This is a genomic window from Alistipes onderdonkii, assembly GCF_025145285.1.
GTDB lineage: Bacteria > Bacteroidota > Bacteroidia > Bacteroidales > Rikenellaceae > Alistipes > Alistipes onderdonkii.
In genome coordinates this window covers 465549-478393 of sequence record NZ_CP102251.1, presented here as the reverse complement: position 1 = coordinate 478393, position 12845 = coordinate 465549, and the positions used below count along the sequence as shown (strand labels likewise).

Annotated in this window: 10 protein-coding genes; 3 read left to right on the top strand and 7 right to left on the bottom strand. The window is 58.2% G+C overall.

The window, feature by feature from the left end:
• Positions 1-5: 5 nt before the first annotated feature.
• Positions 6-1079: a mannose-1-phosphate guanylyltransferase gene (locus NQ559_RS02065; protein WP_026318239.1), complete on the bottom strand. Its 1074-nt coding sequence runs from the start codon at positions 1077-1079 to the stop codon at positions 6-8.
• Between the two features lie 88 nt (positions 1080-1167).
• Here NQ559_RS02065 and NQ559_RS02060 point away from each other — a divergent pair, with 88 nt between their 5' ends.
• The 3 genes from NQ559_RS02060 to NQ559_RS02050 are packed head-to-tail and all read left to right on the top strand — an operon-like array spanning position 1168 to position 4844.
• Positions 1168-1902, top strand: a complete 735-nt coding sequence (locus tag NQ559_RS02060; RefSeq protein ID WP_018695147.1) for a CDP-alcohol phosphatidyltransferase family protein — start codon at positions 1168-1170, stop codon at positions 1900-1902.
• Positions 1903-1950: 48 nt separating this feature from the next.
• Entirely contained in the window at positions 1951-4101 is a 2151-nt protein-coding gene (locus tag NQ559_RS02055; protein WP_026318240.1) for a putative porin, read from the top strand.
• 44 nt (positions 4102-4145) lie between these two features.
• On the top strand, positions 4146-4844 hold the full coding sequence (locus tag NQ559_RS02050; RefSeq protein WP_018695149.1) for a transglycosylase SLT domain-containing protein: 699 nt from the start codon (positions 4146-4148) through the stop codon (positions 4842-4844).
• A 110-nt stretch (positions 4845-4954) separates the two neighbouring features.
• Here the strand turns inward: NQ559_RS02050 and NQ559_RS02045 are convergent, their stop codons facing one another.
• Genes NQ559_RS02045 through NQ559_RS02020 form a run of 6 tightly spaced genes read right to left on the bottom strand, consistent with a single transcriptional unit; the run spans position 4955 to position 12405 of the window.
• The gene (locus NQ559_RS02045) at positions 4955-6643 is read right to left on the bottom strand and encodes a PCMD domain-containing protein (protein ID WP_018695150.1); all 1689 of its coding nucleotides are present in this window, start codon (positions 6641-6643) and stop codon (positions 4955-4957) included.
• Positions 6644-6646: 3 nt separating this feature from the next.
• On the bottom strand, positions 6647-7705 hold the full coding sequence (locus NQ559_RS02040; protein ID WP_018695151.1) for a hypothetical protein: 1059 nt from the start codon (positions 7703-7705) through the stop codon (positions 6647-6649).
• 13 nt (positions 7706-7718) lie between these two features.
• Positions 7719-8558 (bottom strand): hypothetical protein, encoded by an 840-nt coding sequence (locus tag NQ559_RS02035; RefSeq protein WP_018695152.1) that lies wholly within the window; start codon positions 8556-8558, stop codon positions 7719-7721.
• A gap of 23 nt (positions 8559-8581) precedes the next feature.
• The gene (locus NQ559_RS02030) at positions 8582-9856 is read right to left on the bottom strand and encodes a DUF4493 domain-containing protein (RefSeq protein ID WP_018695153.1); all 1275 of its coding nucleotides are present in this window, start codon (positions 9854-9856) and stop codon (positions 8582-8584) included.
• 12 nt (positions 9857-9868) lie between these two features.
• Positions 9869-11590, bottom strand: coding sequence for a DUF4493 domain-containing protein (locus NQ559_RS02025; protein WP_018695154.1), 1722 nt, complete (start codon positions 11588-11590; stop codon positions 9869-9871).
• 14 nt (positions 11591-11604) lie between these two features.
• Positions 11605-12405 (bottom strand): DUF4493 domain-containing protein, encoded by an 801-nt coding sequence (locus NQ559_RS02020; protein ID WP_229111499.1) that lies wholly within the window; start codon positions 12403-12405, stop codon positions 11605-11607.
• Positions 12406-12845: the final 440 nt, after the last annotated feature.

Here is a 12845-nt window from a genome sequence, read left to right as displayed (position 1 = left end):
AGGTGTCAGATGTGTTTGTCCCCGTTATGGAACTTTACTTCGTCGATGAATTTCTTGATGTTCTGTTCTTCGGCGCGGGGGCATATCATCAATACGTCGTCGGTGTCCACGACGATGTATTCCTTCAGGCCGCTGATGACCGCCACCTTGCCCCTGGGCAGCGAGACGATGCTGCTGCGCGTGTCGTAGAGGTAGCACCCCTCTTCGGGGACGGCGTTGGCGTAGCGGTCTTTGCGGGCGTGCTGGTAGACCGAGCCCCACGTGCCGACGTCGCTCCAGCCGAAATCGCCGCAACGGACGTAGACGTTGTCGGCTTTCTCCATGATGCCGTAGTCGATCGAGATGGCGCGGCACTCCGAGAAGACCATTTCGACGATGGCCTTTTCCGAGTCGGTGCTCAGTGCCCGCATCATGCCGCTGAACATGGCATGGTGCTCGGGCAGGTATTTGCGGAAGGCTTCGACGATGGCCTGCACCTTCCAGATGAAGATCCCCGAATTCCAGTAGAACTCGCCGGTCTGGAGGAAGGTCTGCGCCAGCTCGAGGTCGGGTTTTTCGGTGAAGCACTTGACCTTGCTGATGGCGTGGTCGTCCGAGACCTGAATGTAGCCGTAGCCCGTGTCGGGGCGCGTGGGTTTGATGCCCACGGTCAGCAGGGCGTCGTGCCGGTCGGCGAACTCGAGGCACTCGCCGATGATCGTGCGGAAATCGTCCTCGTTGAGGATCAGGTGATCCGACGGCGTGACGATCATCTCGGCATCGGGGTTCTCCCTGAGCAGCGTATAGGCCGCATAGGCGATGCAGGGGGCCGTATTGCGGCCGATCGGCTCGCAGAGCACCTGTTTCTCCCCGATTTCGGGGATATGCTGCAACACCAGATCCTTGTATTTGTGGTTCGTCACGACGAGGAAATTCCCGGCGGGGACGATTTTTGCGAAGCGCTCGTAGGTATGGCGGATAAACGATTTTCCGGTTCCCAGGATGTCGAGGAACTGTTTTGGCATCGACTGCCGGCTCTTGGGCCAGAAACGCGATCCGATGCCGCCGGCCATGATGACACAATATTTATTGCTTGCCATAAGTTATAATATGGAATTAAGTGAGACAAAGATAAAAATATTTTGTAACTTTGCCGCCTATTGCAGGAATAATATTTTTGTACCCCCGATGAAGATAAAACTGTTCACCATACCCAACCTGCTGACCCTTTCGAGCCTGCTTTGCGGCTCGTTCGCAGTGGTTTCAGCATTGGTTTACGGCGATCTGGCGCTGGCTTTCTGGCTCACGATCGCCGCCGGTGTTTTCGACTATTCCGACGGTTTCGTGGCCCGGCTGCTCAAATGCCCTTCCGCCATCGGCGTACAACTGGACTCGTTGTCCGACATGGTCTCGTTCGGCTTCGCCCCGTCGGCCGTGCTTTTCGTCCTGTGGAACAATTCCCTGCCTGCGGATGCCGAGGCATGGCTGCGCTACGGCGGCAGCGCCTTCTGTTTCCTCGTGGCGGCCTTTTCGGCGCTGCGGCTGGCGAAATTCAATATCGACGAGACGCAGCATACCGAGTTCTGCGGCCTTCCGACCCCTGCCAATGCGCTGTTTTTCGTTGCGCTGGGCTGGATGGACGCCAAGACGGGTTTCAACCAAGGGGGCTGGGTGCTGCTGATGGTGCCGGCCATGTCGTGGCTGCTTATTTCGCCCGTGCGGATGTTCGCCTTCAAGTTTCAGAGTTTTGCTTTTAAAGGCAACGAGATCCGTTATATCTTTATTGCCCTGGCTGTTGTTCTGTTGGTCGCCTTGGGTATCCCGGCTGTCCCCATTGTCATTCTGCTCTACATCGCCATATCGGCCGTGGGATGGGGCATGTCGCTAAAGAAGCCTGGCTCAGCGGCTTGCCCTGAGAAATAGTTGTATATTTAAAATTTTTTAATTATATTTGCCCCGGATTTACGTTCCATGTCGAGGTTGACGAATAGAATATTGCTGGCAGCTTTGCTCGGTCTGTTCCTTACAGCGCCCGGCATCGTACGTTCGCAGGGTTTCAACGCCAGGACGCTGCAGCGTGCCCAGCAGCGCGGGGAGACGGGGAACCTTTACGGTACGAACCCTTACGAGCAGACCGGCGAGGAGGGGGAGGAGGGTCAGGACGGCCAGCCGCAGGATACGACCAAGAAGGAACGCCGGATCCGCAAGCCGCTCGAATCGTATTTTTTCAGCGATTCGATCCGCGCCCTGAACAATTTTCGCTGGAGCGTCAAGCGCGACTACAACCGCGTGGAGATAAGCCCGCTCGACACGACGCTCACCGACTGGCGCATCGACTACCCCTTCTTCCGCGAGGAGGTGGGCGACATCGCACAGGGCGCCCTCGGGCAGACATCGCTGCCGATGAACTATTTCCGGCGGCCGCAGTTCTTTGATTTCAGTTTTGCGAGCCCCTACTATGCGTATACGTACGACATGGAGAACGTGCCGTTCTACAATACGAAGAAGCCCATCATCCGCATGACGTACCTCGAGTCGGGGCAGAAGCGTTTCCGGGAGGAGAACTTCAATATCATGCACGCGCAGAATATTTCACCCACGACGGGGTTCAACGTCGATTACAAGGCGCGGGGAACGCGCGGGCAGTATATCTGGTCACGGACGAAGAACCACAACCTGTCGGTCGCCTTCAGCCATACGGGCAAGCGCTATTCGGTGCATGCGGCCTATTACAACAACCACATCGAACAGCAGGAGAACGGCGGCGTGGTCGGGACGTGGGCCATCGCCGATACGACGTTCCAGATGCCTTCGGGCGTGCCCATGAAGCTGTCGGATGCCGAGGCGCAGAACACCTACCGCAACAATGCCTTCTTCATCACGCAGTCCTATGCCCTGCCGTTGCAGCGCGTGACGGAGAACGACTTTTCGCTCGCCGACCTGTCGGCGGTCTATATCGGCCATTCGTTCCAGTACAGTTCGTGGAGCAAGGTCTATTCGGACAAATATGCGCGGTATATCGACGAAAGGGCGCACCGGGACGAACAGGGCAATTTCGTGGCCGATACGCTGGACTACTACCAGAACTGGTATATCAACCCCGACCAGACGCGCGACTCGATTTACGAGCGGGTGATTTCGAACCGCTTCTTCGTGCAGGCGCAGCCCTGGGATCGTAACGGCGTGGTAGGCACGATTGATGCAGGCATCGGTATCGACATGCATACCTACTCGCAATTCGAAATGAGGGATTACCAGACGGGAAAGTATACGAAGGTCAACAAGACCAGCTATTTCGCATACGGTTCCGTCGGAGGCAAGATAAAGAAATATGTCGACTGGGATGCGAACCTCAAGTTCTACCCGTCGGGATACAGAGGCGGAGACCTCACCATCGGCGCCCACTTGGCGCTGACGGGGTACCTCCGCGGACACCCCCTGATTCTCGAAGGCCGGTTCACGATGGAGCGGCGTTCGCCCAACTACTGGCAGGAGAATCTGTTCTCGAACCACTACGTGTGGTCCACTCCTTTGAATAAGGAGAATGAAACTCGGTTCGAGGTGAAGTTTTCAGTCCCCGATTATGCGTTTGAAGCGGGGGCATGGCAGGGCGTCGTCGGCAACAAGATCTTTTACGACAAGGAGAGCCAGATCGCCCAAAGCAGTGACAACGTAAGCCTCACGAGTGTGTACGCTCGCAAAGATTTCCGCTTAGGCGGACTTCATTTGGACAACAGGGTATTGTTGCAGTGGAGTACGAATCAAGAAGTTGCACCCGTTCCGCTTTTGAGCGCGTTCCTTTCGTATTATTACGAGTTCTGGGTCGTGCGCAACGTATTACGCCTTCAGATCGGTTTGGACGGACGCTATAACACGCGTTATTATGCGCCCAGTTACAACCCTGCGCTGTCGGCCTATTACAACCAACGGGACGTCGAAGTAGGCAATTACCCCTACATGGACGCCTTCGTCATGGGAAAGTGGAAGAGAATGCGGATATTCCTCAAATATCAGCATGTGAACAAGGGACTGTTCGGAAACGGGGAGTATTTCTCCGCGGCGGGTTACCCGCTCAATCCGGGCATGTTTAAAATCGGTATCTCATGGGGTTTCTATGATTAGCGTATTGTTCTGCGCGGTATGAACTGCCCGCAAAACAACATTTTATGTTAAAAAAGACAGTTTTAACTTTTGCGTTCTTAACAATCCTGACGACTTTTTACGGCTTTAACGCCCAGTTCAGCACACCCGTGACGGACGACATGCTGCTGAACGACGATGCGGCCGATTTCGGCAATTCGCTGCTCGGTGAGGGCGACTATGTGATCTCGGCTTATGACAATGTCATTCGCAACATCAGCGAAAAAGAGGGCCACGACTGGCGCCTGATGAGCGCCATCGCCTACCATGAATCGCGGTTCACGCCCGACATCACCTCGCGCAGCGGGGCCCGCGGGCTGATGCAGATCATGCCCTCGGTGGCACGCCAGTTCGACGTCCCGACCGAGCAGGTCTCCAATCCCGAGACCAACATATGGTTGGCCAACAAGCTGATGTCGAAGATTATGAACACGCTCCGTTTCCCCGAGGGGACTCCCGAGAAGGATCGGATGAGCATCATCCTGGCCTCGTACAACAGCGGGATCGGCCATGTGAACGATGCGAGGCGCCTGGCACGGCTCAACGGCGAGGATCCCAATTCGTGGGAGGTCGTGGCCCGCTACCTGCAACTCAAGGCGCAGCCCGAGTATTACGAGAGCGAGGCGGTCAAGTGCGGACGTTTCACCGGCAGCCGGCAGACGCTGGCCTACGTGAACGACGTGATAGGACGCTATGACAAATACTGCCGGATTGCTCGGAGATAACTCCGGCAGGAATTGAAAAGTCTGAATCTACAGCAAAAAGGCTGAACCCAGGGGTTCAGCCTTTTCTCTTTATATCTTCTGAGTTGCCGGCGGACTTGTCCGGCGCCGGGTCAATAGACCCACTGGAAATCGTCGACGTACATTACATTCGTCGTGCAGCCCACCATGTAATCGCCGTAGGCACTCGTGGAGCAGGAGATGATGATGCTGTACTTGCCGGTGGGGCGTCCCGCAGCCGGGTCGTAGAAGTTGAGCGGCAGGGTGGCCTCTACCATTTGCTCGCCTTCGGTCGACTTGTCGACGAACAGCGACCCGTAGGCGATGAGTTTCCCTTCTGCGGTCTGGGTGGTTTCCGCCGGATCCCAGGTGCCCGTGGGGGCGCCCGTCCCGGATGCTACCCGGTGGCGGCTGCTCCAGTCTACGATGGCCACGAAGATGCGGGCTTTGTCCGGGTCGCCTATGCCGACCGGAGCCCCGGAATGTTTGCTTGCGTCGATCGTGCCCAGTGTCGCGTGGTATTTCACCTTCATGCCCGAAGGGCGCGCCGTCCAGTTGTAGGGCTGTCCGAATTCTACTACGCCCGTCCACAGGCCGTCTTTGTAGAAGATGCCGGACATCAGGTTGCCGGCTGCGATGTTGACGAGGGGAGGGGCTGCCGCGGCCAGTTTCGCGCAATAGCTGCCGCCCATTCCGTTGAAAGTCCCCTGCCTACAGAGCTTATCCGCAAATGTGTTGTTACCGCTGGCCCAGAACTCCGCATTCGTATTTTCGCTCGTGAAGCACGACAAGCCCGGGTTTTCCATGTTCCCGTCGGGAATCGTGTCGCCCGCGGGTGCCGTGTATTCGGCGGTTTCGGTCTGCTGCCCGCCGACGAGAAGCCGGAATTCATACGTTTGCCCGGCGTAGACGCCCTTGGTCGTGACGAGGCGTTTTACGGGGATGCCCGCATCGTTGGTGAGGCTTGTCCATTCGGGTGCGATCGAGCTCGTAAAGATGCCGCTTTCGTCCTGTGCGCCCTTCTGCGTCGTCTGCCAGTCGGCGGTACCCTTCAGACGGTACTGGATTTCGGCGGTGGCGTAATCTTCGGGCGTAACCATCGTGGTTACGACGGCCGTGTTGTTCCAGAGGTCGATCTCGCGGACACCGATCTTCACGTTGGTGGGCTGGACATGGAGCATCCACCGCTCCGTGCGGCCGTGGCAGGTGACGTCGACCAGACGAACCGTTTCGAAGCCCGTGGCGGAAAGTTCCTCGGCCGTGGGCGAGTAGGCGGTGATGTCGGCAGGCCCCAGCTTGAGGCTGGTGACCGTGACGGCCTTCAGGTCGGTGCCTTCGGCGACATAGGCCGTGGCCGTACGCGCCTGCGTGTCGATCAGTGTCGATCCGATCTGCCCGGCGACGGTGAACGACCGGGCTATGGGCTGCTCGGCCACGATCGTCCACTCGTAGTCCTGGTAGAGCGAGAGCGTGACATAGAGCGGCGCCCGCAGGTCGAACTCCCCGCTCAGCGGCTGCGAAGTCCTGATCTGGCTGATGAATTTCTCTTTGTCGGTCATCATCGGGTTGGATGTGGCGACGTCGAATTCCGCCTTGTCGATGGTGACCTTGCGGATATCGGTCTTCTCGTCCAGCGTGAGCGTCACGGTACGGTTCACGAGGCTGATGCCGGCCACCGTGAACCCCTTGCCCTCGATGCTGCGGATGTTGAGCTCGATGGTGGGGTACGGTATGTCGTTCTCGATGCACGACGCTGCCAGCAGGAGTGCCGCCGCCGAAAAGAGTATGCGTAGGTATTTCATAGTTTACTGCTTTTTCTTGTCCCACAAATGTATCGTCATACCGAAGTTGATGGCCGCGATATTGAGCCGGAAACGCATGTTCGAAGCCTTGCGCGAACCGATCTTGTTGCCGTCGGCATCCTTCTGGGTGATGCTCGTATACTGTATGCCGCCCAGCCCGAACGAAATCGTCGCACAGACGTTGGGGAAGATGTATACGGCAGCTCCCGGGTTGAACGCCAACTTTACCTGCGTTTTGTCGTTGTAGGTGCGGTTGGGTGCGCCTCCTTCGTTATGATCCGGGTCGTATGCGAAGCTCGAATGTCCCGTCGAGAGCGCCAGCTCGAACTCGGCGAAGAGTCCGAAGCGTCCTTTGGGGTCGAGCCCCGCATAAGAACGGTGGAAAATGCCAAATGAGTATTCGTCGCTCGAAAGATCGACGTAGGGGAGCTGCCCCGAGAGGTCGTTGCCCTCGCCCGCATCGAAATAGGTGTTGTCGAGCGTGCCGCCCATGTGGCTGTATCCGAAACGGATGCCGATACAGTTGTTATCGCGGTAGAAATAACCGACGAAGGGTTTTACCGTTGCGATCGTGGCATCCGCATCGATGTTGTCGAAGATGAGCATGAGGTCGGTGTCGTCGCTCGAAACCGTACCGTAGGAGGCCGTAAGACCCATCATCACTTCGCCCTTGTAGGCGAATTTGAGTTTGTTGATCTCGCGGTCGATGCGGCGGCGCGTGGGCAGGAAACGCTCCACCTGGGGACGCTTGTGCTTTTCGGCCGGCATGGCTGCGGGCATCGGCGCCGAGGGTGCCGCCGGGGCGCCGAGGGTGCCGAGGGTGCCCGCTGCGGTTGCAGTGTCCGTTTCTGCGGCGAGTCCCGAAGTTGTTTCCGTCGTGGCTTCGGTGCCCGTTCCGGGGGTGTCCGAAGTTTCCGGGGGCACGCTGCCCTCTTTGCCGGAGGGGGTTTCTTCGACTGCGGCCGTAGCGGCCCGCTGCACTGCGGGGAGGGCTTGTCCCGTCTCCGCTGCGGCGCCGAGCGTGATGAATACCGATAAAATGGAAAGTATGATTCGTTTCATGTGCGTGCCGTGTTTAGAGATAGAATGCCATGCCGAGCCCTATCGAGAAGATATTGACTTTGAAGTTCATCATGCTGGCGTTGCGCTTGCCGACCGTCACCTGGTTGTGTACCTGTTTGGTGTGGCTGTAACTGATGCCCATCACGCCGACGTTGACCTCGACGGCCATGTTGTTCGTGGCGAAGGCGATGATACCCGGCGAGATACCCAGCGAGAAGGTATAGCCCGTCTGGTAGGTGCCCTTCACCGGGGAGTCCTTGGCAAAGCGTGCCTGCGTACCGCCGCCCGAGAGCTGCATCTCGTTGAAGAGTGCGAAACGCTTGTTGCGGCCCAGCGGGATGTACTGGCGCCAGATCATGGCCACCGAATAGCTCTGTTGCAGCGAATAGCAGTCGTTCAGCTCGAAATTCAGGTCGGAATCCTCGCCGCCCAGGTTGAGGTCGGCCTTGTCCAGTTTGAGCAGCGAGCGCGAATAGATGAAACGGCCTCCGAGCGCCATGTTGTCGCGGAAGGCATAGGCGATCATCGGGCTGACCTTGAACGTGTAGCCCTTCGATTCGATGCCCTCGACGACCAGGAACCTGTACGTATCGTTCGAGTGGGTCGAGTAGGAGGCTGTTCCTCCGAAGATCCATTGCCCGCGCGGGACGAAGAGGTTGTGTTTGTCGGTAAGGCCGCGCTGGCGCCGCATTTCGTTGACGGTCTGAGGACGTTCCTCGTGCTGCATGCAGCTCGTGCTGTCGGCCTGCGGGGCGAGGGACGCCGCGGCGTTCGTCTGTTGTGCACGGCTCTCCGGCGCCGTGCCTGCCAGGAGCAGGAGTGCCAGGAGCGTACTGGTGGTTATCTTGCGCATTGTCGTGCGTTTACGTTTAATCGTTAATATACCCATTCGAAATCGTCGACGTACATCACGTTGGTGGTGCAGGCATCCATGTAATCCCCGTATGCACTGGTGGAACAGGATACGACGATATTGTACTTCCCATCGGGAGCGGCGGCCGTGTCCTGGTAATAGTTTATCGGCAATATAACTTCTACCATTTCATCGCTCTGGGTCGTTTCTTCGATGAATTTGGAGGCATACCCGATGATGGGGCCGTTGGCCGCTTCGGTTTGTGTCTCCGGATCCCAGGTGCCCGTCGGGGCTTTTGTCCCGGCAAATACTTTCTGTTGGGCCGTCCAGTCCACGATGCAGACGAATATCCGGGCCTTGTCCATTTCGCCGACGGGAATTTTCCCGCCGTGGAGATTGTAGTTGACTTCCCCGATCGTAGCGTGGTATTTGAACCTGACGGCTCTCGGGCGGGCGTTGTAAGCGAACTTTTTGCCGAAAGAGACGTTGCCGCCCATCCCGCCGAGAACCTGGATGGCGAAGTCTCCCGTGAATAGGTTGCCCGGTGCGGGAACCTTGGCCAGCGTATTATATGTCGCGGACAGTTTGGCACAGTATGTCCCGACGCGTCCCGGCATCGCCTCGTCACGGGTACAGAGTTCCTTGGCGAACGCGTTGTAGCCGCTGCCCCAGAAGGTATAGTTGGTGCCGGAACCCGGGAATTGCTGGGCGCTTCTCCACGATTCCAGGCTTCCGTCGGGCAGGGTGTAGTAACCCGTCCCTTCGGCCGTGAACCTGAGCGCCGGGACGCTGCCCGCTTCGGCGGCTTCCTCGTCGACCTTTTCCCCGCCGGCAATCCATACGGAATAGCCGGGGGCGAGGTTCTCGGCGATCGTATCGTCGAATTTCACCTCTACGACGGTGTTCACGATCTGGCAGACGACCGCAACGTTTGTGGTTTCGCCGGGTTTGACGGTGAACTTCTCCTCGCCCTTGTATAACCGTTTCGTGAAATCGGCGGGGGCTTCCTCTCCGGCTTCGACCGCTACGCGATAAGTGCCGGCCAACAGTTCCAGCCGTTCGGGACAGGTCTCTTTCGAGGTGTATTTGCGCAGCAGGCCGCCCTCGTCGTTGTAGATGTAGACGGTCTGGTGCTGCAACGGGTCGTATTCGCCGGTGTCGGCTGTCTGCCGGGTCGAGACCGTCATCGCCATGACGCCCGTGCGATTGTCGCTGCCCGCGGCGGAGTCGTCTTTCGAGCAGGCCGCGCCGAGGAGCACCGCGAGCAGTACGGCAAAATATGAGATATATCGTTTCATTATCGGTCGGCTTTAGTGGACGATGAGTTTGACAGTCTTGTGTGTCAGTACATTATCGTTGTCCGTCACGTCGAGGACGAAATTATGCTCGCCCGGGATTTCCAGCAGTATCTCGACGAATTTGGTGATCGAGAAGGTCACCGACGTCTGGTTCTTTACCTGCTCGTTGATCGGGAACCCGAATTCGCCGTGCAGGACTTCGACCAGTTCGTCGGGGATGTCGCAGATGTCGAATTTCTCCGGCAGGTTGATCACCGGCAGCAGCGGCCTGAGCGTTTCGGAGTCGATCGTCACGAAGAACGACTTGATGCCTTTGTCGGCCTCGATGTCGATGTCGATCACCATGTCCTTCTGCACTTCGTATTGCTGGTCGATGTCGTAGCCGCGCCACGTGATCCGGGGGCCCGTCTGCCCCGAGCTTTTATCGACTACGAGCGTCAGTACGGCTTCGGACGAGACGTTTTTTGCATCGGTCATCGTGAAGGCGAAGGTGTGCGTACCGTCGAATTCATAGAGCGCCCTGATCTGCCCTGCGATGTTGAAACTCTTGGCCGTCTGTCCTTTGAGTTCGCTGCCTACGGGGTAGCCGAAGCCCTTGAGGATAATCCCTGCCGCCGAAGATGCGTCGAGGGCGCAGAGGTCGAATGTTTGGGGCAACTGGATGGCGGACATCGACGCCAGGAACTGGCTGTTGGTGGAGCCGACGGTCACTTGCAGCGATTCGATGCCGTTGGGCGAGGAGAGGTCGAATGCGAACGGTTCGATGCAGTTCCCTTCCGCGTCGAACATGGCGTCGGTTAGCGTGAAGGGCTGCGTCATGTCGTGCCCGGGCCAGGTGAGTGCCGGGGCGTTGGGGTCTTCGAGGAGCTCTTCCCCGAGGTTTTCCGTACCGTCGACGACGAACTTGTTGTCCTGGAGGATGCTGTTGTCGACTTTGACCGAGAAGAGGATGTTGCCCTTGTCGGCGTAGCCGATTACGACCGAAACCTTGCGCCATTGCCCGGCCTTGACCCCGGTGATCTGCTTGCTGAATTTAGCGGGGACATCGGTGTCGGCGAAAGTGCCGTCGAATACGAAGTCCAGGGTGTTTTCCAGTGCCTGCGGTTTGAAATAGGCCGCCCGGGTTGCGGTTTTGAGGAAATCCAGGCTGGTGTCGCCCAGCGATACGGTGGCCTTGCTGGTGTCGGCCAGCATATCGGCCAGCTCGGACGAATATTCCACCGAGACTTTGATGTTCTGCAGGGTGCAGACCACCTCTTCGGGCGAGGTCGTCTGTGCCTTGGTGATCGTAAAGTCGCTCGTCGCACCGTAGACGGGGTGTTCCCAGTCCACGCCGGGCATCGTGTCTTCCGAGCGGACTTCCATGCGGTAGGCGCCCACCTTCAGTTCCATCGGCGTCTTGAGCTGCTCCTTCAGCTCGGCATAGGTCATTTCGAGTACCTGCGCGTTGTCGGCGTCGAGGATCTCCACGATAAAGCTGTCCACGTCGGGAGCCGTAGCGCGCGTCCCGGATGCGGTGCGTGCGGCCTGCGTCTCGTCCGACGTGTCGTCGGGACGGATTTCGGTTTCGTCGTAGACGACTGTCATCGAGAGGTTGCCGATCGACAGATAGCCGGTCATCCCGGCGGGCTCGGGGTTCGGATCCTCCTTGTACGGGGGCTCTTCGTTTACACAGCCGGTCGCGAAGAGTGCCGCAACCGCTAACATCGTAAGAAATTTGGTAAATGTTTTCATATCTTTCCCTGTTTTTATTTCTTTTCGGTATCGTCGATGGCTCCCTCGTTGACCTCGCAGTCAAGCGTCCGGGTATCGGTGTAATCCTCGCCGAGTGTGATGGTCAGCGTGGCGCTGCCCGCGTTTTTGGCATCGTAGGTGATGATGTGGCAGGTGCGCGGCGTCGTGGCGTCGAGCGTCTGGGCGGAGAAAGTCACCTCGGGGCCTTCCCCCGTGCCCGTCGGGCTCTGGCGGCGTGCCGTGCCGGTCACCGTGAGCCGCGTGCCGCCCTTGACGAACACCGGTTCGTCGGCAGGGTCGCTGCCGGGCGTGAAGGCGAATTCATTGCCCGAGGCCGTCGTCACGGTGAACCTGGCATCGTGGAAATAGGCGAGGAACTGCTCCGTGGCGCGGATTACCACCTGCGAATTGGCCACCGTGGCGGTCAGGTCTGCATTTACCGTGCGCCGGGGCAGCACTTCGATCTTTTGTTCGGCATAATAGTAAGGTTTGCCGGCTCCTTCCGCATCGGGGTCGCCGTGGGCGATCGCGACGGTGTAGCTGCCCATCCGGAAGACGGTTTCGCTCTGCTCGAACTCGGTGAGCGTATCCCATTTCTGCGTGCCCGTTTCGCCCGTTACCGTGAGCGAGAAAGCCCCGGCTGCGGGCGCTTCGGGCGTGCCTGAAGCCTCGGCCGAAGCCGTGTCGATCGACGTGTCGGCCGTGCAGCTAACGGACAGGGTGCCGTATCCCGTCGCTTCCGTGTCGTTTTCCGTGGAGCATCCGGCGGCCAGCAGGCCCGCCGATGCCAATAGATATATAAGTTGTTTTTTCATAGCAGTCCGGATCGTTCGGTAAAAGATGTTGTCGGGATTCTCGGTTGCCTCGTGCGCTGCCGGGAGTACGGCGGGATATGCCGTTGTGCCGCCGGTCGGATTACCGGTATATGAAATATCCCGAGGCGTTTGCATGGGTCGGGATGTCCGGAATTTTATGCGCATGGGTATGAGTTTTTTATTGGCAATGTGCAAAAATAGACATGCGGCGCGTATCTTGGAAATAAATTCAACGAATGCCTGGTTTTTCATCACGAACACCCTGTCGGGCAAACCTGTTCGAACCTTTTTTTTGACTTTTTCGGCACAGGATGCATCCGCCCGCGGGCTGTGTGCCGACCGTCCGTGTTGCACGACGGCCCGCCGCGGCAATACCCCGCGCAAGAAAAAACCTCCCTGCAATCGCAGGGAGGTCGGGGATAAAGGCCTCTGGCCTTCCG

Coding starts and splice junctions, on each gene's coding strand:
- NQ559_RS02065 (WP_026318239.1), bottom strand. CDS start 1,079: ATGGCAAGCAATAAATATTGTGTCATCATGGCCGGCGGCATCGGATCG.
- NQ559_RS02060 (WP_018695147.1), top strand. CDS start 1,168: ATGAAGATAAAACTGTTCACCATACCCAACCTGCTGACCCTTTCGAGC.
- NQ559_RS02055 (WP_026318240.1), top strand. CDS start 1,951: ATGTCGAGGTTGACGAATAGAATATTGCTGGCAGCTTTGCTCGGTCTG.
- NQ559_RS02050 (WP_018695149.1), top strand. CDS start 4,146: ATGTTAAAAAAGACAGTTTTAACTTTTGCGTTCTTAACAATCCTGACG.
- NQ559_RS02045 (WP_018695150.1), bottom strand. CDS start 6,643: ATGAAATACCTACGCATACTCTTTTCGGCGGCGGCACTCCTGCTGGCA.
- NQ559_RS02040 (WP_018695151.1), bottom strand. CDS start 7,705: ATGAAACGAATCATACTTTCCATTTTATCGGTATTCATCACGCTCGGC.
- NQ559_RS02035 (WP_018695152.1), bottom strand. CDS start 8,558: ATGCGCAAGATAACCACCAGTACGCTCCTGGCACTCCTGCTCCTGGCA.
- NQ559_RS02030 (WP_018695153.1), bottom strand. CDS start 9,856: ATGAAACGATATATCTCATATTTTGCCGTACTGCTCGCGGTGCTCCTC.
- NQ559_RS02025 (WP_018695154.1), bottom strand. CDS start 11,590: ATGAAAACATTTACCAAATTTCTTACGATGTTAGCGGTTGCGGCACTC.
- NQ559_RS02020 (WP_229111499.1), bottom strand. CDS start 12,405: ATGAAAAAACAACTTATATATCTATTGGCATCGGCGGGCCTGCTGGCC.